The 21,100-nt window shown below is 72.3% G+C and carries 22 protein-coding genes; 7 read left to right on the top strand and 15 right to left on the bottom strand.

The features are described 5' to 3' along the window. Positions 1–82: 82 nt before the first annotated feature. Positions 83–583 carry a hypothetical protein gene (locus tag ASF49_RS07430; protein ID WP_056470018.1) on the bottom strand — a complete coding sequence of 167 codons (501 nt, stop codon included), beginning with the start codon at positions 581–583 and terminating at the stop codon, positions 83–85. A gap of 224 nt (positions 584–807) precedes the next feature. Here ASF49_RS07430 and ASF49_RS07425 point away from each other — a divergent pair, with 224 nt between their 5' ends. Beyond that, positions 808–1,602: a phosphodiester glycosidase family protein gene (locus ASF49_RS07425; RefSeq protein WP_082510973.1), complete on the top strand. Its 795-nt coding sequence runs from the start codon at positions 808–810 to the stop codon at positions 1,600–1,602. A gap of 12 nt (positions 1,603–1,614) precedes the next feature. On the opposite strand, the gene ASF49_RS07420 is transcribed toward ASF49_RS07425, so the two are convergent. The 6 genes from ASF49_RS07420 to ASF49_RS07400 all read right to left on the bottom strand — a co-directional run bounded on the left by ASF49_RS07420 (position 1,615) and on the right by ASF49_RS07400 (position 6,183). After that, entirely contained in the window at positions 1,615–1,911 is a 297-nt protein-coding gene (locus tag ASF49_RS07420) for a hypothetical protein (RefSeq protein WP_056470015.1), read from the bottom strand. Positions 1,912–1,940: 29 nt separating this feature from the next. Beyond that, entirely contained in the window at positions 1,941–2,108 is a 168-nt protein-coding gene (locus tag ASF49_RS24155; RefSeq protein WP_200930020.1) for a hypothetical protein, read from the bottom strand. A 60-nt stretch (positions 2,109–2,168) separates the two neighbouring features. Further along, on the bottom strand, positions 2,169–2,528 hold the full coding sequence (locus ASF49_RS07415; RefSeq protein ID WP_056470012.1) for a hypothetical protein: 360 nt from the start codon (positions 2,526–2,528) through the stop codon (positions 2,169–2,171). 82 nt (positions 2,529–2,610) lie between these two features. Beyond that, positions 2,611–3,729, bottom strand: coding sequence for an NADH:flavin oxidoreductase/NADH oxidase (locus ASF49_RS07410; protein WP_056470008.1), 1,119 nt, complete (start codon positions 3,727–3,729; stop codon positions 2,611–2,613). Positions 3,730–3,797: 68 nt separating this feature from the next. Further along, a complete protein-coding gene (locus ASF49_RS07405; RefSeq protein WP_056470005.1) occupies positions 3,798–5,738 on the bottom strand; it encodes a propionyl-CoA synthetase in 1,941 nt (646 codons plus the stop codon). 262 nt (positions 5,739–6,000) lie between these two features. Then, positions 6,001–6,183, bottom strand: coding sequence for a YdcH family protein (locus ASF49_RS07400; protein WP_056470003.1), 183 nt, complete (start codon positions 6,181–6,183; stop codon positions 6,001–6,003). A 194-nt stretch (positions 6,184–6,377) separates the two neighbouring features. On the opposite strand from ASF49_RS07400, the gene ASF49_RS07395 reads away from it, so the two are divergent. The 4 genes from ASF49_RS07395 (at position 6,378) to ASF49_RS07380 (ending at position 9,481) form a co-directional block, all read left to right on the top strand. Continuing rightward, positions 6,378–6,596 (top strand): YdcH family protein, encoded by a 219-nt coding sequence (locus tag ASF49_RS07395; protein WP_055949968.1) that lies wholly within the window; start codon positions 6,378–6,380, stop codon positions 6,594–6,596. Between the two features lie 125 nt (positions 6,597–6,721). Then, entirely contained in the window at positions 6,722–7,219 is a 498-nt protein-coding gene (gene purE, locus ASF49_RS07390; RefSeq protein ID WP_056470000.1) for a 5-(carboxyamino)imidazole ribonucleotide mutase, read from the top strand. 13 nt (positions 7,220–7,232) lie between these two features. Next, on the top strand, positions 7,233–8,342 hold the full coding sequence (locus ASF49_RS07385; protein WP_056469997.1) for a 5-(carboxyamino)imidazole ribonucleotide synthase: 1,110 nt from the start codon (positions 7,233–7,235) through the stop codon (positions 8,340–8,342). 263 nt (positions 8,343–8,605) lie between these two features. Continuing rightward, positions 8,606–9,481, top strand: a complete 876-nt coding sequence (locus tag ASF49_RS07380) for a tetratricopeptide repeat protein (RefSeq protein ID WP_056469993.1) — start codon at positions 8,606–8,608, stop codon at positions 9,479–9,481. 121 nt (positions 9,482–9,602) lie between these two features. Here the strand turns inward: ASF49_RS07380 and ASF49_RS07375 are convergent, their stop codons facing one another. From ASF49_RS07375 to ASF49_RS07360, 4 genes are all read right to left on the bottom strand, one after another. Next, a complete protein-coding gene (locus ASF49_RS07375; protein WP_082510964.1) occupies positions 9,603–10,652 on the bottom strand; it encodes a DUF2778 domain-containing protein in 1,050 nt (349 codons plus the stop codon). 327 nt (positions 10,653–10,979) lie between these two features. After that, positions 10,980–11,966, bottom strand: a complete 987-nt coding sequence (glpX, locus tag ASF49_RS07370) for a class II fructose-bisphosphatase (protein ID WP_056469990.1) — start codon at positions 11,964–11,966, stop codon at positions 10,980–10,982. A 134-nt stretch (positions 11,967–12,100) separates the two neighbouring features. Then, entirely contained in the window at positions 12,101–13,423 is a 1,323-nt protein-coding gene (locus tag ASF49_RS07365) for a homoserine dehydrogenase (protein WP_056469987.1), read from the bottom strand. 167 nt (positions 13,424–13,590) lie between these two features. Continuing rightward, complete coding sequence (locus ASF49_RS07360) at positions 13,591–14,295, bottom strand: ceramidase domain-containing protein (protein WP_056469985.1); 705 nt, start codon at positions 14,293–14,295, stop codon at positions 13,591–13,593. Between the two features lie 106 nt (positions 14,296–14,401). Between ASF49_RS07360 and xth the strand changes: the two genes are divergently transcribed. Together xth and ASF49_RS07350 are read left to right on the top strand one after the other, a co-directional pair. Continuing rightward, positions 14,402–15,196, top strand: a complete 795-nt coding sequence (gene xth / locus ASF49_RS07355) for an exodeoxyribonuclease III (protein ID WP_056469982.1) — start codon at positions 14,402–14,404, stop codon at positions 15,194–15,196. Between the two features lie 64 nt (positions 15,197–15,260). Then, positions 15,261–15,890: a glutathione S-transferase family protein gene (locus ASF49_RS07350; protein ID WP_056469980.1), complete on the top strand. Its 630-nt coding sequence runs from the start codon at positions 15,261–15,263 to the stop codon at positions 15,888–15,890. 31 nt (positions 15,891–15,921) lie between these two features. Here ASF49_RS07350 and ASF49_RS07345 read toward each other — a convergent pair whose 3' ends face one another. The 4 genes from ASF49_RS07345 to ASF49_RS07330 form a co-directional block, all read right to left on the bottom strand. Continuing rightward, positions 15,922–16,821 (bottom strand): tetratricopeptide repeat protein, encoded by a 900-nt coding sequence (locus ASF49_RS07345; protein WP_056469978.1) that lies wholly within the window; start codon positions 16,819–16,821, stop codon positions 15,922–15,924. Next, positions 16,808–18,538, bottom strand: coding sequence for a dihydroxy-acid dehydratase (gene ilvD, locus ASF49_RS07340; RefSeq protein ID WP_056469976.1), 1,731 nt, complete (start codon positions 18,536–18,538; stop codon positions 16,808–16,810). Before ilvD ends, ASF49_RS07345 begins: the two co-directional genes overlap by 14 nt. A 346-nt stretch (positions 18,539–18,884) precedes the next feature. After that, positions 18,885–19,703 carry an ethanolamine ammonia-lyase subunit EutC gene (gene eutC / locus ASF49_RS07335; protein ID WP_056469972.1) on the bottom strand — a complete coding sequence of 273 codons (819 nt, stop codon included), beginning with the start codon at positions 19,701–19,703 and terminating at the stop codon, positions 18,885–18,887. Further along, entirely contained in the window at positions 19,700–21,097 is a 1,398-nt protein-coding gene (locus ASF49_RS07330) for an ethanolamine ammonia-lyase subunit EutB (RefSeq protein ID WP_056470108.1), read from the bottom strand. Before ASF49_RS07330 ends, eutC begins: the two co-directional genes overlap by 4 nt. Positions 21,098–21,100 lie beyond the last annotated feature (3 nt).

Here is a 21,100-nt window from a genome sequence, read left to right as displayed (position 1 = left end):
GCCGACCGGCATCGGAATCGACCGACATGAAAAAGGGGCCGCACGCGGCGGCCCCCGGCGCTTTCCGAACCGGTGGATCCGGTCAGTAGCAGCGCTCGACCAGCACCCGGCGATAGCCGTACGGCGTCCAGCGCACGCGCGGGACGGTGTAGCAGCCGCCGCCGTAGCCGTAATCGTAGGCGCCGTAGCCGACCGGGGCGTAGCCGTAGCCGTAGCCGTAACCCGGGCCGTAGCCGCCGTAGAGGCCGCCCGCCGCCAGGCCGAGGCCGACGCCGAGACCCAGGCCGCCGAGACCGTAGCCGTATCCGCGCCCGTAGCCGCGGCCGTAATACCCGCCGCGATAACCGCCGAAGCCACCGCGATAGCCACCGAAGCCGGCATGGCGGAAGCCGCCGCCGCCGAAGCCGCCGCGGAACCCACCGCCACCGAAGCCCCCGCGGAATCCACCGCCGCCGAAGCCGCCGCCGTGGAAGCCACCACCGTGGAAACCACCGCCGCCGAAGCCACCGCGCGCTTCTGCGGTGGCGGGAATCATCGCGAGCGCGCCGATCATGGCCGCGGAGGCCAGAACAACTCGTTTCATCACATCGTCTCCGAAAGAAGCCGAAACGTCCCCTTGACCCTCAAACGCGGAGGCACCCGGAAGGGTTCATGCACCTTTTGCCTCTCCCGTCATCGTGAAGCGCGAAGGCCGCCCGCCCCGCCCCCGCGCACCCGCCCTTGAAATCGCCGCGGGTTTCGGGCGAGGAAGCGGACCCGGCCGCCACGATCCTCCGGCGAGCGGGCTCAAGGGCGATGCGGGTGATCATGGTGCAGGTTGTCGTGCGGGCTCGCGTTCAGGCGGGTCGTTCCCCGGTCACCGCCCTCCTGCGTGCCGCCTGCCTCGGCCTCGCCCTCGCCGGAACGGCGGTGGCCGCGCCGGCCGCGCCCGGCCCCGCCCCCTGCCGTGCCGTCCAGGCGGAGGGCGAGGCCTACACGGTCTGCACCGTGGACCTGCGCCGCGAGCGGGTCCGGGTGTTCTGGCTCGGCGCCGACGGGCTGCCCTACTCCTCCCTCTCGACGCTCGCCGAGAAGCAGGGGACGGGGCTGCGCTTCGCGATGAATGCCGGCATGTACGACAAGGGCCAGGCCCCGGTGGGGCTCTACATCGAGGACGGGCGCGAGCTGAAGGGCGTCTCCACCGCCAACGGGCCGGGCAACTTCCACCTCAAGCCCAACGGCATCTTCTGGGTGAAGGGCGAGCGCGCCGGCGTGATGGAGACCGGCCGCTACCTGCGCAGCCCTCCGAAGCCGGACTTCGCCACGCAGTCGGGGCCGATGCTGGTGGTGGACGGGCACATCCACCCCAAGATCTCCGCCGACGGCCCCAGCCAGAAGATCCGCAACGGGGTCGGCGTCCGCGACGACGGCCGCACCGCCGTGTTCGCGATCTCGGAGCGCCCGGTCAGCTTCGGCGCCTTCGCGCGGCTGTTCAAGGACACCCTCGGCTGCCGCAACGCGCTGTTCCTCGACGGCAGCGTGTCGAGCCTCTACGCCCCGTCGATGAACCGCTCGGACATCAGCCGGCCCCTCGGCCCGATGGTCGGGGCGGTGGCGCGCTGAGGGCGCGGCCGCTCAGGCATCGTCCTCGCGGCCGAAGACCTCGCCCTCCGCCGCCAGCCTCGCGTCGGCCTCGTCGCTCCGGAGGATCTGCAGGGCCTGGTACTGCTGGAGCAGGCCGCGCAGGCGGATATTGGCCTCGGTGCAGTCGGCGGGCTCCGGGCTGTTCGCCGCGCAGCCCGCGATGGTCTCGTCGGTCTGCCGGTCCACCACCGCCCGGTCGGCCGCGCTCAGCGCCTCGAGGTCGCCGAGGCCGAGCTCCAGCGCGATCAGCTCGGCGATCTCGCGCCGCTTCTCCTCGATCTCGGACATGTCCCCTCCGGCTCTGTGCGCAGCCCCGCCTACAGAACGGTCAGCGCCGTCAGGTCGATCCAGGCCTCCTGCTCGTCGCCGTCGACGTCGCCGTCGACGAACCAGCGGCAGAGCGCCCGGTCCCCCTCCAGGGCCACCACCGTCATGGTGGCCTCGTTGTCGTCGGATGCGACGAAGTCGCCGACCTTGATCGCCACGGAATGCCTCTTCGCCTCGATGATGGTGGGTCGCGTGCGCGCTTCGCGCTCGCTCGGGTCTCAGGCCCGCTTCGCGCGTTTGCCGAAGGCCACGGACAGGCGGGCGCGCACGCCCTCCGGGATCTCCGTGCGGGACTCGATGCGCACCGAGGGCATCTCGGCCCCGATGGTGCTGCGCGGGTCGAAGGCGAATTGCAGGTGGCGCAGGCCGAGTTCGAGGTGGGTGACGCCGTCCGACTGGGTCAGGTCCTCGCCGAAGACCTCGATCAACGGCCCGTCGGGATCGCCCTTCTCGATCTGAATGATGAAGTAGCCCGCCGGCTCCTCCTCGTCGTCGGCGCCCGAGATCAGGGTGATGCCGTTCTCGATGTCCAGGCGGACCCGCTCCACCGCGAAGGTCGTGACGTCGTCGTCGTCCATGCTGCGTGTCTCTTAACGATACGCCCGCCGGGGCGGGCTGAGAAGGAAAGCGGGCGGTGCCCGGGCGTCCCGCGCCGCAGGCTCAGCGCTGTCCGTGCTGTGTGTCGGCGAAGAGGTCCTTGAACTGGCGCGGCTGCGAACGCCAGTACTGGCGGGGCGCGCGCACCTGCGCGCCGAGCTCGGCCGCCGCGTGCCAGGGCCAGCGGGGATCGTAGAGCAGGGCGCGCGCCAGGGAGACCGCGTCGGCCTGGCCCTGGGCCAGGATCGATTCCGCGTGGGCGGCCTCGGTGATGAGCCCGACCGCGATCGTGGTGAGCCCGGTCTCGGCCTTGATCCGCTCGGCGAACGGCACCTGGTAGCCCGCCGAGAGCGGGATCTGCTGGCGGGTGGAGAGGCCGCCGGTGGAGACGTGGATCGCGGCCGAACCCCGGCGCTTCAGGGCATGGGCGAGCTCCACCGTCTCCTCCAGGGTCCAGCCCGCCTCGACCCAGTCGGTGGCCGAGACCCGCATCCAGACCGGCTTGCCCGCCGGGACGGCGTCCCGCACCGCCTCGAAGCATTCCAGCGGGAACCGCATCCGGTTGGCGAGCGCGCCGCCATACTGGTCGGTGCGCCGGTTGGAGAGGGGCGAGAGGAACTGGTGCAGCAGGTAGCCGTGCGCCCCGTGCAGCTCGAATCCGTCGATGCCGAGGTTCAGGGCGCGCTTGGCCGTGGCGACGAAGCCGTCGCGGATGCGCTTCAGCCCCTCCGAGTCGAGGGCGTGGGGTGCGACCTCGCCCTCCCCGTGCGCCAGCGCCGAGGGCGCTTCCGTGCGCCAGCCGTCCGGCGCCTCGGGGTCGATCTGGGCGCCGCCGTCCCAGGGCGCGCGGCTGGAGGCCTTGCGGCCCGCATGGTTGATCTGGATCGCGATCGGCACCGGCGCGTAGCCGCGCACCGCGTCGAGGACCCGGCCCAGCGCCCGCTCGGTCTCGTCGGAATAGAGCCCGAGATCGGTGGGCGAGATCCGCGCCTCGGGCGAGATCGCGGTCGCCTCCAGGGTGAGGAGCCCCGCCCCCGACATCGCCATCTGCCCGAGATGCATGAGGTGCCAGTCGCCGGCCTGGCCCGCATGGGCCGAGTACTGGCACATCGGCGCGACGATGATGCGGTTCTCGAGGGTGAGGTTGTCGAGGCGCAGGGGCTCGAACAGGCGGGCGGTCATGCGGGGCTCCGGCTTGGCTGCATCCCGCATAGGTGGCGCGCCGGCGCGCGCTTGGCTAGCCGCCGCGCCTAGCCGGCGCCGATCCCGCGCTCCTTGAGGCTGGCGCCGATCTCGTCGAGGACGCCGGCATCGTCGATGGTCGGCGGGGTGGTCCAGGGCTCGCCGTCGGCGATGCGCTTCATGGTCCCGCGCAGGATCTTCCCCGACCGGGTCTTGGGCAGCCGCTGCACGGTCAGCGCCAGCTTGAAGGCCGCGACGGGGCCGATCTGCTCGCGGACCAGGGCCACGAGCTCGCCCTCGATCGCCTGGGTCGGGCGGTCCACCCCCGATTTCAGCACGACGAAGCCGCAGGGCTGCTCGCCCTTGAGGGCGTCGCGGATGCCGATGACCGCGCATTCGGCGACATCCGGATGGCTCGCCAGCACCGCCTCCATGCCGCCGGTGGAGAGCCGGTGCCCGGCGACGTTGATGATGTCGTCGGTGCGGCCGAGGACGGTGACGTAGCCGTCGGCATCGACGAGGCCGGCATCCGAGGTGTCGTACCAGCCCGGATAGGTGGCGAGGTAGCTCGACCGGAAGCGCTCGTCGGAGCCCCACAGGGTCGGCAGGCAGCCGGGCGGCAGGGGCAGCCGCAGGGCGATGGTGCCCATCGTGCCGGCGGGCACCGGCTTGCCCGCCTCGTCGAGGACGGCGAGGTCGTAACCCGGCATCGGCACGCAGGCGCTGCCGTGCTTGACCGGCAGCTGGCCGAGGCCGACCGGGTTGCCCGCGATGGCCCAGCCGGTCTCGGTCTGCCACCAATGGTCGATGACCGGCCGGCCGAGGGCCCGCTCGGCCCAGGCCACCGAATCGGGGTCGGCCCGCTCGCCGGCCAGGAACAGGGACCGGAAGGCCGAGAGGTCGTAGGCGCCGGCGCGCTCGGCGCGCGGGTCCTCCTTCTTGATGGCGCGGAGCGCCGTGGGCGCCGTGAACAGGCAGGCGGCGCCGTACTCGGACACCACCCGCCAGAGGGCTCCGGCATCGGGCGTGCCCACCGGCTTGCCCTCGTAGAGCACCGTGGTGCAGCCGTGCAGGAGCGGCGCGTAGACGATGTAGGAATGCCCCACCACCCAGCCGATATCGGAGGCGCAGAAGTAGGTCTCGCCCGGGGCCACGTCGTAGAGGTTGGGCATCGACCAGGCCAGCGCCACGCAGTAGCCGCCGGTGTCGCGCACCACGCCCTTGGGCTTCCCCGTCGTGCCGGAGGTGTAGAGGATGTAGAGCGGGTCGGTGGCCGCCACGCTCACGCATTCGGCGCGCCGGCCCTCGGCCCTCGCCCGCGCCACCCTGTCGGCCCAGTCGTGGTCGCGCCCCGGCACGAGGTCGGCCGCGGCCTGCGGGCGCTGCAGGATCAGGCAGGCCGCCGGCTTGTGTGCGGAGGCCGCGAGGGCGGCGTCGAGGAGGGGCTTGTAGGCGACGACCCGGCTCGGCTCGATGCCGCAGGAGGCGGCGAGCACCACCTTGGGCGCGGCATCCTCGATGCGGATCGCGAGCTCGTTGGCGGCGAACCCGCCGAACACCACGGAATGGACCGCGCCGAGGCGGGCACAGGCCAGCATGCCGAACAGGGCCTCGGGCACCATCGGCATGTAGATCACCACCCGGTCGCCCCGGCCGACCCCGAGGTCGCGGAGCACCCCGGCGAGCGCGGCCACCGAATCGCGCAGGTCCGCATAGGTGATCCGCCGCTTCGTGCCGGTGACGGGCGAATCGTAGAGGATCGCGGCCTGGTCGCCGCGGCCGCCCTCCGCGTGCCGGTCCACGGCGTTGTGGCAGGCGTTCAGGGTGGCGTCGGGGAACCAGCGGCCATAGGCCCCGGCCGCCCCGTCGAAGGCGCGGTTCGGCTGGCTCGTCCAGTCGATCGCCCGGGCCGCAGCGAGCCAGAACGCCTCGGGATCGCGCAGGGAGGCCGCATGGACCTCGGCGTAGGAGCCGGGCAGCGGATTCGGGGCGGGGGGCGTGGCGTCCATGGCGTCTCCTGCGCGGACCGGTCGTGGATGCCGGTTTCTCCGCACTCTACCGGAATTTACGCCGCCGGACTGCTTCGCCATCCTGCCGGGACCGGTGGACAACAAAGCCGCCGCCCTGGAGACCGGCGGCGCGAGACAGTGGAAACGAAAACCGCCGCCCTGGAGACCAGCGGCGCGAGGCAGCGAAACGAGAACCGCCGCCCTGGAGACCAGCGGCGGCGGCGAACGCTCTAGAGACTACGAGGTGGGGCCGGAACGGCCGCTAATGCAGCTGGTCGGATTCGCTTCGCAGGCGGTTCATCACATCCTTGAGGTGGAGCTTGCGTCTCTTGAGTTCTGCGATTTGCAGATCGTTCGCCGATGGGCGGAGGGTGGCGTCGTGGATTTCCCGCTCGAGGGCTTCGTGCTTCCGGGCGAGCTGGGTCAGGTGCGTCTGCAGTGACATGAGCTGTGTCTCCTGTCTCGTTTCGACGGGGCCAGACTGCCATATGATCAGCCGGCTGTCGAAGCCTATCGACGGCTAGGCTTGACGGATGTTTGTGCAGGCGGATGTTTGTGCAGGAGGGGCGGCGGGTTCTTGCCCAGGCCGGCCGGCTGTCGCATGGTCTGCCGCGAAAGCGTCCCGGGACATCAGGTGCGATGGCGGTCCAGTTCGACAACGATGCATCGGTGGAACCGGCCGACGAGCTGGCGCGGCTGAAGCAGGAACACCGCGACCTCGACGGCGCGATCGACGCTCTCGAGGTCGGCGTGGTGGCCGACCAGCTGCAGATCCAGCGCCTGAAGAAGCGCAAGCTCTCCCTGCGCGACCGGATCTCGTATCTCGAGGACCAGATCACCCCCGACATCATCGCCTGACCGGGCGCGGCGCGGCGCCGGCCCCGCCTTGCGGGCGCGCCACCGCTTTTGTATTCGGCGTTCCAGGGGCCGCGGCGCGTCGCACGGCCCGTCTCAACACCGCTTCGCGAAGGGATCTGACGGCCATGGCGGGAGCCTCCCCGGTCGCGATCATCATGGGCAGCCAGTCGGACTGGGCGACCATGCGGCATGCCGCCGAGACGCTGGATGCGCTCGGCGTCGCCCATGACGACCGCATCGTCTCGGCCCATCGCACCCCCGACCGCCTCGTGGCCTTCGCCAAGGGCGCCAAGGCCGAGGGATTCCAGGTGGTGATCGCGGGCGCCGGCGGCGCCGCCCACCTGCCCGGCATGACGGCGGCGATGACCCCCCTCCCCGTCCTCGGCGTTCCGGTGGAATCGAAGGCCCTGTCGGGCCAGGACAGCCTGCTCTCCATCGTGCAGATGCCCGCCGGCATCCCGGTGGGCACCCTGGCCATCGGCCGGGCGGGCGCGGTCAACGCCGCGCTGCTCGCCGCCGCCATCCTCGCCCTCACCGATCCGGCCCTCGCCGCGCGGCTCGAGGCCTGGCGCACCGCGCAGACCGCGGGCGTCGCCGAGACTCCGCAAAGCGACCTACCGTGAAAAGCACCTTGCCTTGACCCCGATCCCCTCCCTTCGCCCCGGCGCGACCCTCGGCATCGTGGGCGGCGGCCAGCTCGGCCGCATGATCGCCCTCGCGGCCGCGAATTACGGCCTGCGGGTCCACGTCTTCGCCCCCGACGCGGACAGTCCGGCCTTCGACGTGTCGGCCGAGGCCACCGTCGCGGCCTATGACGACGTCGAGGCCCTGGCGCGCTTCGCGGCGAGCGTCGACGTGGTCACCTACGAGTTCGAGAACATCCCGGCGCGGGCCGCCGAGGCCCTGGCCGCGAAGGCGCCCCTGCACCCGAACGCCGCCGCGCTCGCCACGACCCAGGACCGGCTGACCGAGAAGCGCTTCATCAACGAACTCGGCATCGAGACCGCGCCCTTCCGCGCCGTCGACACGGCCGAGGACCTCGCCCGGGCGCTGGCCGAGATCGGCCGCCCGGCGGTGCTGAAGACCCGCCGCTTCGGCTACGACGGCAAGGGCCAGCGCATGATCCGCGCGCAGGGCGAGGCCGATCCCGCCGCGATCCTGGCCGACTTCGACGGCGCGCCCTGCATCCTCGAAGGGTTCGTGCCGTTCGAGGCGGAGGTGTCGGTGGTCGCCGCCCGCGGAGCCGACGGGGCCTTCGCGGCCTACGATCCCTGCGCCAACGAGCACCGCGACCACATCCTCGCCGTCACCCGCGTGCCCGCTCCCGGCATCGCGCCGCAGACCGAGGCCGCCGCCATCGGCATCGCGCGCCGCATCGCCGAGGCGCTCGACTATGTCGGCGTGCTCGCCGTCGAGATGTTCCTGGTGCCCCAGGCGGACGGTCCCGCCCGCGTCGTGGTCAACGAGATCGCCCCGCGGGTCCACAATTCCGGGCACTGGACCCTCGAGGGCGCGACGACCTCGCAATTCGCCCAGCATGTCCGGGCGGTCTGCGGCTGGCCGCTGGGCGATTCGGCCCGGGTCGGCGGCATGGCGGTGGAGATGCACAACCTCATCGGCGACGACGTCGACGAGTGGGCCGCGATCCTGGGCCAGCCGGGGGCGCAGCTCCACCTCTACGGCAAGGGCGAGGCCCGGCCCGGCCGCAAGATGGGCCACGTCACCCGGCTGCTGCCGAAGCCCTGAGGGGCCTTCCGAAAACCGCGGCCCGATTGCGACACGGGTCCGGCAACCGACGGCTCCGCCGGCCGTTTCGGGCCGGTGCGCGCGGCGGGCCATACCTTCGCCACATCCAACCGCTTGAGCGGAACCCGTCGCCCACTTTAAGCGCCCATTCACCGCGATGCGGGATGGTGCCGGCGCGATCGGCCCCGACCATGCGGGCGCCGGCGAGGGATACGATCGATTCGGGGGCGGTGTCGCGCGCGGCGCCGGGGGGAGCGAGGACCATGACGGTTTTGAAGCTGCGGGCATCGAAGGCGGGGCTGATCGGGGCCACGGCGCTCGTGGCGGCCGCCCTGGCCGGCTGCGAGACCTATGGCGGCGGCGCCACCGCATCGCGCCAGTTCGCCGTGCTCGAATCGGACCAGACGGGGGCCACCACGGTCAACATCGCGTCGCTCAGCGAGGTGATCCAGCGCAACCCCAACGACGCGGCGGCCTACGTCACGCGCGGCGCGGCCTATGCCCGGTCCGGCCAGTTCAACGACGCCATCGGCGACTTCACCAAGGCGGTGCAGATCGATCCGAACTCGGCCTCCGCCTACAACAACCGCGCCCTGGCCAACCGCCAGATCGGCCGCAACGACGCCGCGCTGCAGGATTTCTCGAAGTCCATCGCCGCCGACCCGAACTATGCGCCCGCCTATATCGGCCGCGCCAACGTGCTGCGCGCCCATGGCGACCTCGAGGGCGCCACCTCCGACCTGAACCAGGCGATCCGCCTCGCGCCGGAATCGGCCGAGGCCTATCACGCCCGCGGCCTCGTTCGTCAGAAGCAGGGCCAGAACACCCAGGCCATCGCGGATTTCGACGCCGCCATCGACCGCAATCCCTTCGTGGCGGCCCCCTACGCCGCCCGCGGCCAGAGCCTGATCGCCACCAACCAGTACGACAAGGCGATCGAGGACTACAACGCGGCGCTCAACGTCAACAACAAGGACGCCACCTCCTGGGCCTATCGTGGCCTCGCCTACGAGAAGTCCAACCGCAAGAAGGAGGCGGTGGAGAGCTACCAGCGCGCCGCGCAGATCGAGCCCGGCAATCCGGTCGCCAAGCAGGGCCTCGGCCGCGTCCAGGGCGGCGTCGGCTCGCTGTTCAACTAGGCCTTCGTCGTAAAGCCGGGAGATCCGGCCGGAGGATCCGGCGCGCCGGCCCGGGTCCTGGAAGGATCGGGGGGGCGCGGGCGGAGGCCGAGGTTTCCGCGAACGTGAGCGTCCGGCGGCGCTAGCCGCCGGCGACCACGACCAGGCGCTGAACCTCGCCGCGCAGGTAGGCCTGGAGGAACTTCTCGTAGTTCTTGAACGAGACGCAGCCGTTCGAGGCGCCGCTCGCCCCGAGCATGTAGGTGTGCGCCAGGAGGCCGACCCGGCCGTGCACCGCCTCCGGCCCCCCGACGGGATTGAGGCGCAGGGCGCGCACGCCGTGGAAGGGCTGCTCGCGCTCGGTGATGTCGTAGGTGCCGACCGGGGTCGGTCCCTTCATGCGGACATGCACGTGCGCGGGATCGTCCATGCTCTCGCCGAGCCCCGAATGCGCCTCGAGCTTCTCGCCGTTCGGGAGCGTCACCACCTTGGCGCGGATGTCGTAGACCGCGACGCCGCCGGTGCCGCTGCGCGGCACCAGGTTCAGCGCCCTGCGGAAGACGTCGTCGGCGGGCTTCGTCTCCAGGGCCGCGTAGGCGAGCCGCGGCGGCTCCGGGTTCTCGATGCCGAACAGCTTCTCGACGAAGGAGCGGGTGTCCTCCGGCGGGGCCGCGGCGGCGGGCGGGGCCTGGCGCGCCGCGGAGCGCGCCGGGCGGGACGAGGCCCGGCCCGAACGGAATTCGGGGGGGCGCGGCACGGGAAGCGGGACCAGCCGCGGTGCCAGGGGTTCGGCGACGGCGGCGAGGGTGGATGGCGCCGGACCGGCGTCCGGCGGCGAAGGCTCGGGGATCGCCGCCAGGGCGGTCTCCTTCGCGGCGGCGGGCGCCTCGCCCTGCTGCGCGAGGCCGGCGGGTTCGCCCTCCGCCTGCGTCGCGGGTCCTGGCCCGCCGGCGACCCCCGCCGCGTCCGGCGGCGCCGTCGTCGCCGGGCCGGCCACCACGGCATCGTCCCGGACCGGGGCCGGTTGACGGGACCAGTGGGCCAGGCCGCCGCCGAGGAGGACCGCCAGGGCCAGCGTCCCGCCGACGGCGATGCCCGACCGCCGCGCGGAGGCCCCGGCCTCGCCGGTGCTCGGATCGCGGCGCGCGGTGACGTGACCGGTCGTGGCGTCAATCTTGGCAAGGTCGATCATGATCAGCGCGATCCGCCGTTCCGGGCCGGCGCCGATGCCGGTCCCTCCATCCGCGCCAATTCGGGCGCGGGCGACGAACTCGGAAGTATTCGGCCGTCACGATGGCCATCTCAGTCGGCCGAATCGGCAATTTGATGGCGGCATTGCGCCGACTTTGGGCGCCTATACAGGCCGAGACGGCGTCGATCTGGCCGATAGTGCGGCCGCTCGCGCCCCGGCAGGCGGCCGAATGCAGTCGATCCGGCCTCGAGGACATCGAATCCGGCCGAGTTCGGGCTGCGCGCATCGCGCCGCCCGCGCGCTGACCCTCAGCCGGCTCTGCCCGCCTCAGGCCTCCCCGAGCAGGCGGTGCTCGCAGAGCATGCGCCGGACCGTGCCGCTGGCGGAGCGGTAGACCACGGTCTCGGTCTCGATCAGGGCGGGCCGGAACCGCACGCCCCTGAGCAGGGCGCCGTCGGTGACGCCGGTGGCGGCGACGATGACGTCGCCGCGGGCCATGTCGTGCAGCTCGTACTTCCGGTTGGGATCGCTGATGCCCATCCGGGCGGCGCGCTCGCGCTTGTCGTGGCTGTCGAGGATCAGGCGGCCCTGCATGTGGCCGCCGATGCAGCGGAGCACGCCGGCGGCGATGACGCCCTCGGGGGCCGCGCCGATGCCGAGATAGATGTCGGCTCCGGTCGCATCGGCATTGGCGGTGTGGATGATGCCGGCGATGTCGCCGTCCGAGATCAGGCGGATGCCGGCCCCCGTCGCGCGCACGGCGGCGACGAGCTGCATGTGGCGCGGGCGGTCGAGGATGATCGCGGTGATCTGGGCCGGGTCGACGCCCTTGTGCCGGGCGAGCGCGCCGATGTTGTCCGCCGGGCTGGCGTCGAGGTCGACGAGGCCGGCCGGGTAGCCGGGGCCGATGGCGATCTTCTGCATGTAGACGTCGGGGGCGGCGAGCAGGGAGCCGGCCTCCGCCAGGGCCGTCACCGCGATGGCGCCGGGCATGTCCTTGGCGCAGAGGGTGGTGCCCTCCAGGGGATCGACGGCGATGTCGACCTTCGGGCCGTCGCCGGTGCCGAGGCGCTCTCCGATGTAGAGCATCGGGGCGTTGTCGCGCTCGCCCTCGCCGATCACCACGGTGCCGTCGATGGGCAGGAGGTTGAGTTCGAGGCGCATCGCGTCGACGGCGGCCTGGTCGGCCTCCTTCTCGCGGCCCTGCCCGCGCAGGCGCGCGGCGGCGATGGCCGCACGCTCCGTGACGCGCGCCAGTTCGAGGGTCAGGGACCGCGCCACCGGCGCGCGCGATTCCAAGTTGCCACCGGACATGTGAGCCTCGCGCCCCTGCGCCTCTATCGGGCGCTCCTTATGAACTAAAATGCGAGTGAGGCATTAAGTTTCGCCAATCGCGCGCACTTTTCTTCTGTCGTCCACCGAATGTACGCTGCCCGACGGAGGGGGCGCTACTCGCGCTCGATCCGGATCAGCTGGGGCGCCTCGGCGAGCAGGCCGTCGCCCGCGATGGCGTCGAGGGCGTCCCGGATCGTGCCCTCGGTGGCCGCGTAGGTGATGAGGACCAGGGGGACCGGCTGGCCCGAGCGGCCGTGCGGGTCCTTCGAGGCCGCGCTCTCGGACCGGCGCTGCAGGATGCTCTCGATGGAGATGTCGCGCTCGGCCATCCGGGTGGCCACGCCCGCGGCGACGCCGGGGCGATCGTGCACGGTGAGGCGGATGTAGTAGCCGCCCTCGTGCCGCTGCATGGCGACGCGCTGGGACGGGCTCAGGGCGGCCGCGGCTCGCCCGAAGGTCGGGCGACGGGTGCCGGCGGCGATGTCGGTGATGTCGGAGACCACGGCCGAGGCGGTGGCCTCGCCGCCGGCGCCGGGGCCGATCAGGGTGAGTTCGCCCACCGCGTCCGCGTCGATGGTGACCGCGTTGGTCACGCCCATGACCTGGGCGATGGCGGAGGATTTCGGCACCATGGTCGGGTGCACCCGCTGCTCGATGCCCCCGGCCGCGACCTGCGCGACGCCCAGCAGCTTGATCCGGTAGCCGAGCTCCTCGGCCATGGTCAGGTCGAGGGGCTGGATCGCCGAGATGCCCTCCACGGAGACGCCCTCGGCATCGACCTCGGTGCCGAAGGCGAGGCTCGTCAGGATCGCGAGCTTGTGGGCGGTGTCGAAGCCCTCGACGTCGAAGGTCGGGTCGGCCTCGGCATAGCCGAGCGCCTGGGCGTCCTTGAGGCAGGCCTCGAAGGTCAGGCCCTCGCGCTCCATCCGGGTGAGGATGTAGTTGCAGGTGCCGTTCATGATCCCGTAGACGCGCGAGACGGCGTTGCCGGTCAGGCCCTCGCGCAGGACCTTGATCACCGGGATGCCGCCGGCGACGGAGGCCTCGTAGGCCAGCGCCACCCCCGCCGCCTCGGCCTGCCGGGCGAGCGCCGCGCCGTGCTTGGCCAGCAGGGCCTTGTTGGCGGTGACCACGTGCTTGCCGGCGGCCAGGGCCGCCTCCACCGTCGCCCGGGCCGGCCCCTCGGCGCCGCCGATGAGCTCGACCACGCAATCGACCTCACCCGAGCGCGCCAGGGCGACGGGATCGTCGAACCAGGCCACGCCGGCGAGGTCGAGACCGCGGTCGCGGCTGCGGTCGCGCGACGAGACGGCGGTGACCCGAATCGTCCGACCGCTGGTCTGGCCGAGGGCCTCGGCCCGGCGGGCGACCATCCGGACGACGGCGGCGCCGACGGTGCCGAGGCCGGCAACGCCGAGGCGAAGGCTCTGTGTCATGGGTGTGTTCCGTCACTCTGTCGCGCCGTGGACCTGCCGCGTCCGGCGGCGGCGCGGGGCCCGGCGTCGATCGGCGGAGGCGATTGCCGCGCTCGACGCGGCCCGATCTTCTGCAACGATTTGCCGGGGGGCGCAACAAAACGGCCGGCCGTCGCGGACCCGCGGCGTTACGATCGGCGTTCGCGGTAGCGGGCCGCGACGGCGATCAGCCCGTAGAGCACCCCGGCGTTGAGGACGTGCCAGAGGGCGTGCGTGCCCAGCGGCCAGACCGGACAGACCGCCCGGTCGAGGGTGCGGAAGGCGAGCGAGACGGCGAACAGCGCGGCGATTCCGAGGAGCGCCCGTCCGGCCTCGCGCCGGGCCGGGCCGAGGGAGCGGCCCTGCGGCGCCAGCAGGCCGGCGGCGACGCCCGCCAGGGCCAGGATGGCCGGCGCGTAGCCGATCGAGCCGTTGGTGAGCGCGTCCATCGACCGGCCCGTCAGCCCGTCGAGGGCCGGCTCCAGGCCGATGCCGAAGGCGGCGAAGGCCAGGGTGGCGGCCAGCGCCGCCGCGGGGCCGAGGCCGAGGAAGCGGCGCATCGCCAGGAGGAAGTAGGCGTAGATGAACAGCGCGATCGGGATGACGTCGGCCAGCAGCGCCCACTGCACCGCCAGGGTGTGGAACAGGAACGAGCCGAGGCCCACCACCGCCACCAGGGCGCCGAGCAGGAGGGCCGGGGCATCCGCCGTCCCGGCCCGGCGCACGCGCCACGCCGCCAGGCCGGCGGCGACCAGGAAGGCGCCGTTGGACAGGGCGTTGACCGGCTCCGCCCAGAAGCCGGGATCGCTGCGCTCGCAATAGGCGTAGATCGGTGTCAGCCAGTGCCCGGCCATCCGGCCCCCATCCATCCGTCCCCGCGAACCGGGACGCCTTGCCAGCCCGAGGCGAAGGCCCGATGACGGACACCCTCGCGCAAAGACCCTCAGAGATTCCCAGCCCATGCGGATCGCCACCTGGAACGTCAATTCGATCAAGCAGCGCGTCGGCCACCTCGTCGGCTTCCTCGACGAGGCCAAGCCCGACGTGGTCTGCCTGCAGGAGCTGAAATGCCAGGACGAAGGCTTTCCCCGGGCGGAGATCGAAGCGGCGGGCTACGCCGTCGAGACCCTGGGCCAGAAGGCCTATAACGGCGTCGCCCTGCTGGTGCGCGCGCCCCTGGCGATGTCCGAGATCCGCCGCGGGCTGCCCGGAGACGACGGCGACGAGCAGGCCCGCTACATCGAGGCGCTGATCTCCGGCGACGATGTGCGTCCCGTGCGCGTCGCCTCGATCTACCTGCCCAACGGCAATCCGGTCGACAGCCCGAAATACCCCTACAAGCTCGGCTTCCTGGAGCGGCTGCGGCGCCACGCGCAGGGCCTGCGCGAGGCCGAGGAGGCGGTGGTGCTGGCCGGCGACTACAACGTCATCCCCGAGCCGGAGGATGTCGCCGACCCCGAGGCCTGGCGCGCGGACGCCCTGTTCCTGCCCCGGAGCCGGGCGGCGTTCCGCGCGCTCCTGGCCGAGGGCTACACCGACGCCCTGCGGGCCTGCGACCCGCGGCCGGGCCTCTACACCTTCTGGGACTACCAGGCGGGGGCCTGGAACCGGAATGCGGGCATCCGGATCGACCACCTCCTGCTCTCGCCCCAGGCCGCCGACCGCCTGGTCTCGGCCTCGGTGCAGAAGCACCTGCGCGGCCTGGAGAAGCCCTCCGACCACGTGCCGGTGACGGCGGAACTCACCGACGCGTGAGCGAACGATCCCGCCTCCCGCGGGTTGGGCCAGCACCGATCCCCCCACATGGAGGCAGTCCCGCGTGAAACTCTACGGCACCGGCTATTCGCCCTACGTCCGCAAGGTCCTCGTCGCCCTGGCCGAGAAGGGCCGGGAGGCGGAGCACATCCCGCTCTTCTTCCACGCCAAGGACCCGGCGTTCCAGGCGGCGAGCCCGCTCGGCAAGATCCCGGCCCTCGACGACGACGGCTTCCTGCTCGCCGATTCCTCGGCGATCCTGACCTATCTCGAGGCGAAGTTTCCGAGCCCGGCGCTGTTTCCGTCCGAGGCCAAGGCGCGCGGCCGCGCGATCTGGTTCGACAAGTACGGCGACACCGAGATGTTCGACGTCATCATCGTCCCCTTCGCCAACCGGGTCGTGAAGCCGAAGATGTTCGGCAAGCCCGGGGACGAGGCGGCCGTCGCCAAGGCCCTGAGCGAGGACCTGCCGAAGATCTACGACTACCTCGAGGGGCAGATCGACGGAGCCTACCTCGTGGGCGACGCCTTCAGCATCGCGGACATCTCGGTGGCGACCGGTTTCCACAACCTGCATCTGGCCGGCGAATCCGTCGATGCCGGGCGCTGGCCGAAGCTCGCCGGCTACGTCGCCGCCACCCTGGCCCGGCCGTCCTTCGCGACGGCGCTCGCGGCCCGGACGTCCCCGAACTGAGCGCCCGCAGGGGCGGCGCCTTTTCGCGGGGTCAGCGCCGCCGGCGCGCCGACCCGGTGACCTGGGCGGACGTCTGGGAGGCCTGCGCCATCGCGGCGGCGCGGTCCTCCTCGCTGGCCGAGGCCCAGGTCTTCTCGTAGAGGGCGACGATCCAGTCGTCCTTGCGGCCCTGCGCGGCGTCCCGGGCCATGGAGAGCCACATCAGCCCGCGGGCCCGTTGGGCCGGCACGCCCTGGCCGTTGACGAGAAGCTGGCCGAGCAGGGCCTGGGCCGGGGCGTGGCCCTTCTCGGCGGCGAGGTTGAACCAGCGCGCGGCCTGGCGCGCATCGGTGTCGACGCCGGTGCCGTCGAGGTAGAGCCGGCCGAGGTTGTACTGGGCGTTCGGGTCGCCGAAATACGAGGCCGCGTAATTGAACATGTCGTAGGCGCGCTCGGGATTTGGGCGCACGTAGGTGCCCTTGATCCCGTCAAGGAAGTAGGCGCCGAGCGCCGTGAAGGCGCTCGCCACCACGCCCGAGTTCTGGGCGTCCGGACCCTCGTCCGTGGTGTCGTCGGCGATGCGGGAGAAGAACTCGAACGCCTTGAGGTCGTCGTGGGGCACGCCGTCGCCCTCGGCATACATGCGCCCGAGCTTCCACAGCGCCAGGGCATGGCCCTGGTCGGCAGCGTATTCGAGGGCGCGGGCGGCGCCTTCCTTGTCGCCCGCATTGTAGTCGCGCACGCCCATGCGCAGGGCCTCGCGGGCGCTGCGGTAGCTGCCGCTCGGAACGGGCGTCCGGGCGGTGGCGTCCAGCGCCGCCGCCGGAGCCAGGCCGAGGAGCACGAGCCCCGCCGCCGCGGCGAGGCGCCGGCCCATGCGTGCCAGCGGCCGATCCCGGGCGGCCCGCGCCGGCCGCATGGCGCGGCCGTGGGCTGTCCTAGATGTCCGCATAGGTGTGCGTCTCCTCGGCGCCGCCCGGATGGGTCACCGCGCCGTTCACCGCCGGACCCACGGTCTGCTGGTACTTCCACAGGTAGCCGGAGGTGGCCGAGTTGGTGCGCGGGGTCCAGGCGGCCCGGCGCTGTGCGAACTCTTCGTCCGAGACCGCCACGTCGAGGGTGCCCTTGATGGCGTCGAGGGTGATCACGTCGCCGTCGCGGATCAGGCCGATCGGGCCGCCGATGGCGGCTTCGGGCCCGACATGGCCGACGCAGAAGCCGCGGGTGGCGCCCGAGAAGCGTCCGTCTGTGATCAGCGCGACCTTGTCGCCCATGCCCTGGCCGTAGAGGGCCGCGGTGGTGGAGAGCATCTCGCGCATGCCGGGGCCGCCCTTCGGACCCTCGTAGCGGATGACGAGCACCTCGCCCTCCTTGTAGGTGCGCTTCTGGACGGCCTCGAAGCAGGCCTCCTCGCCGTCGAAGACGCGGGCCGGGCCGGTGAAGACCTGCTTCTCCTCCGACATGCCCGCCACCTTCACGATGGCGCCCTCCGGCGCGAGGTTGCCGCGCAGGCCGACGACGCCGCCGGTGGGGGTCAGGGGCGTACCGGCGGAGCGGACGACGTCCTGGTCCGGGTTCCAGTGCACCTTCTCCATGTTCTCCGCCATGGTGCGGCCGGTGACCGTCATGCAGTCGCCGTGCAGGAAGCCGTGGTCGAGGAGCGTCTTCAGCAGCAGCGGGATGCCGCCGACCTCGAACATGTCCTTGGCCACGTAGCGTCCGCCCGGCTTCAGGTCGGCGATGTAGGGCGTCCGCTTGAACACCTCGGCCACGTCGAACAGGTCGAACTTGATGCCGCATTCGTGGGCGATCGCCGGCAGGTGCAGGGCCGCGTTGGTGGAGCCGCCCGAGGCCGCGACGGCGGCCGCCGCGTTCTCCAGGCTCTTGCGGGTGACGATGTCGCGCGGACGGATGTTCTTGGCGATGAGCTCCATCACCTTCTCGCCCGCCGTCATGCAGAATCTGTCGCGGATCTCGTAGGGCGCCGGGGCGCCGGCCGAGTAGGGCAGCGCCAGGCCGATGGCCTCGGAGACGGTGGCCATGGTGTTGGCGGTGAACTGCGCGCCGCAGGCGCCGGCCGACGGACAGGCGACCTGCTCCAGCTCGTCGAGATCGTCGAGGGACATGTCGCCGACCGCGACCTTGCCGACGGCCTCGAACAGGTCCTGCACCGTCACCGGGCGGCCGCGGAACGAGCCGGGCAGGATCGAGCCGCCATAGATGAAGATCGCCGGCACGTTGAGGCGCACCATCGACATCATCATGCCGGGCAGGGACTTGTCGCAGCCGGCCAGACCCACGAGGGCGTCGTAGGCGTGGCCGCGCATGGTCAGCTCGACCGAATCGGCGATGACCTCGCGGGAGGGCAGCGAGGCGCGCATGCCGGCATGGCCCATGGCGATGCCGTCCGTCACCGTGATGGTGCAGAACTCGCGCGGGGTGCCGTTGGCGGCCGAGACGCCCTTCTTCACCGCCTGCGCCTGGCGCATCAGCGAGATGTTGCAGGGGGCGGCCTCGTTCCAGCAGGAGGCGACGCCCACCAGCGGCTGGTGAATCTGCTCGCGGGTCAGGCCCATGGCATAGAGGTACGAGCGGTGGGGAGCGCGCTCGGGCCCCTCCGTGACGTGGCGGCTGGGAAGCTTCGACTTGTCGGTTTTACGCGCGTCCATCGTTCGTCTCACCACCCCGGCCTGATACGCATGTGTGGGTTCGGAGCGACCGCGAACAGATGGGTGCGCTCCGTGGACAGCCACGGCGCGCGGCCCCACCGGACCGTTTCTCGGAAAGCGTCTGAACTCCGCGGTAAAGCGTTGGGGGAACTATCGTTTACCGCGCTTGCTGAGGTGGTCCCGGTTTATGGCGGGATCGCGGCGGCGAGAGGGGTCTCCCAAGGCAAAGTCGGGATGCTTTCGGGGTGTTGCGACCCCGCCACAGCCACGCTTCGGCGCGGCAGATCTTCCGAGCGAGCCGATGCGATGGCGGGAGCGGGGGGCCCGCGGGCGACGGATCGCCGCCTCAGGCCGGGTCCGCCTCCGCCGGCGATCCGTCGCCGAGCCGGGGCAGGCCGGGGGCCGCGTCCAGGGCCGGCCCGCTGCCGTCCTTCAGGTTCACGCCGGAGAGGCCGAGGGCGAAGGCCTGGGTCAGGAGCCAGTCGAGCTTGAACGCCGCGAGATCGTGCGAGAGCCCGGCCGGGCGCACGTTCGAGATGCAGTTGCGCTCGGCGTCCGAGCGCCCCACCCGCGGGCCGAAGGTGAGGTAGAGCCCGAGGCTGTCCGGCGAGGACAGGCCGGGCCGCTCGCCGATGATCATCACCACGGCGCGGGCCTTGAGCGCCGCGCCGATGCCGTCGCCCAGGGCCACCCGCCCCTGCGTCGCCACCACCACCGGTGCGAGGCGCCAGCCGGCGCGGTCGATGTGCGGCTTGAAGGCGGCGAGGAAGCCCGCCGCCCCCTCGTGCACGGCCCGGGCCGAGAGCCCGTCGGCGACCACGAGGGCGAGGTCGACCGGGCCGTCGCCGCGGGCGGCCAGCGCCGCGGCGCCCGCCTCCGTCAGGGCGCGGCCGAGGTCGGGCCGGCGCAGGTAGGTCGCCCGGTCCGGGGCGGCGGAGGCCACGGGAATCGTCTCGAACCCGAGGGCGGCGATGCCGGCGGCCACCGCCTCGGCGTCGAGGGGCGTGTGCACCGCGTCCCGCGCCTGGGCGTGGGCGAGGCCGAAGCGCAGCACCTCCCGGGTCGGCAGGCCGGAGCCCACCCGGCCGAGGCCGATGCGGGCGGGCGTCAAGCGGGCGAGCCGCGCCCAGGGATCGGGTGCCGCCCCGGGGCGGTCGGCGCTCATGCGGCGAGGCCCGACCGGGCGAGGCCCGGCGCGGCGGCGATGAGCCGGGCGCTCGGCCCCTCCGGCAGCAGGGCGCCGTCGGCGTCGGTGAGCCCGATCCGCGCCAGCCAGGCCTCGAATTCCGGGGCGCGCTTCAGGCCGAGCACCTCGCGCAGGTAGAGGGAGTCGTGGAACGAGGTGGACTGGTAGTTCAGCATCACGTCGTCGGCGCCGGGGACGCCCATGATGAAGTTGCAGCCGGCCGCCCCCAGCAGGGTCAGCAGGGTGTCCATGTCGTTCTGGTCGGCCTCGGCGTGGTTGGTGTAGCAGACGTCCACCCCGAGCGGCACGCCCATCAGCTTGCCGCAGAAGTGGTCCTCCAGCCCGGCCCGGATGATCTCCTTGCCGTCGTAGAGGTATTCCGGCCCGATGAAGCCCACCACCGTGTTGACCAGGAGGGGCCGGAACGGCCGCGCCACCGCGTAGGCCCGGGCCTCCAGGGTCTGCTGGTCGATGCCGTGGTGCTGGCCGGCCGAGAGGGCCGAGCCCTGCCCGGTCTCGAAATACATGCAGTTGTCGCCCACCGTGCCGCGCTTCAGGGCGAGGGCCGCCTCGTGCGCCTCCTTGAGGATCGGCAGGGTGACGCCGAAGCCGGCATTGGCGCCTTGCGTGCCGGCGATCGACTGGAACACCAGGTCGACGGGCAGGCCCCGGTTCATGGCCTCGATCGTCGTGGTGACGTGGGTGAGGATGCAGCCCTGCGTCGGGATCTCCAGGCGCCGGATCAGGTCGTCGAAGAGGTGGAGCAGGCCGCTCAGGGTCGAGACGGAATCGGAGGCCGGGTTGAGGCCGATCACCGCGTCGCCGCAGCCGTAGGACAGGCCGTCGAGGATCGAGGCCGTGATGCCGGCGGCGTCGTCGGTGGGGTGGTTGGGCTGCAGCCGCACGGCCAGGCGCCCGGGGAGCCCGATGGTGTTGCGAAAGCGCGTGACCACCCGGCACTTGCGGGCCACCAGGATCAGGTCCTGGTTGCGCATGAGCTTGCAGACCGCCGCCGCGATCTCGGGCGTGACGCCGGGGGCGATGCGGGCCAGGGTCTCCGACGGGGCGGTGAGCAGGAACTCGCGGAAGTCGCCCACGGTGAGCGGGGCGATCTCCGCGAAGGCCGCCGCGTCGTGGGTGTCGAGGACGAGCCGGGTGACGTCGTCGGCCTCGTAGGGAATCAGGGGTCTCGCCAGGATCTCGCGCAAGGGGACCTCGGCGAGGCACCAGCGCGCGGCCACCTCCTCCTCGGCGGATTCGGCGGCGATGCCCGCGAGCCGGTCGCCGGACCGCACCGGCGTCGCCTTGGCCATCAGGGTCGCGAGATCGGCGAAGACGTGGGTCCGCGGACCGACGACGTGACGATAGGCCATGGC

Source organism: Methylobacterium sp. Leaf104 (assembly GCF_001422885.1).
Lineage (GTDB): Bacteria > Pseudomonadota > Alphaproteobacteria > Rhizobiales > Beijerinckiaceae > Methylobacterium.
This window is presented reverse-complemented; position numbering and strand designations above follow the sequence as displayed.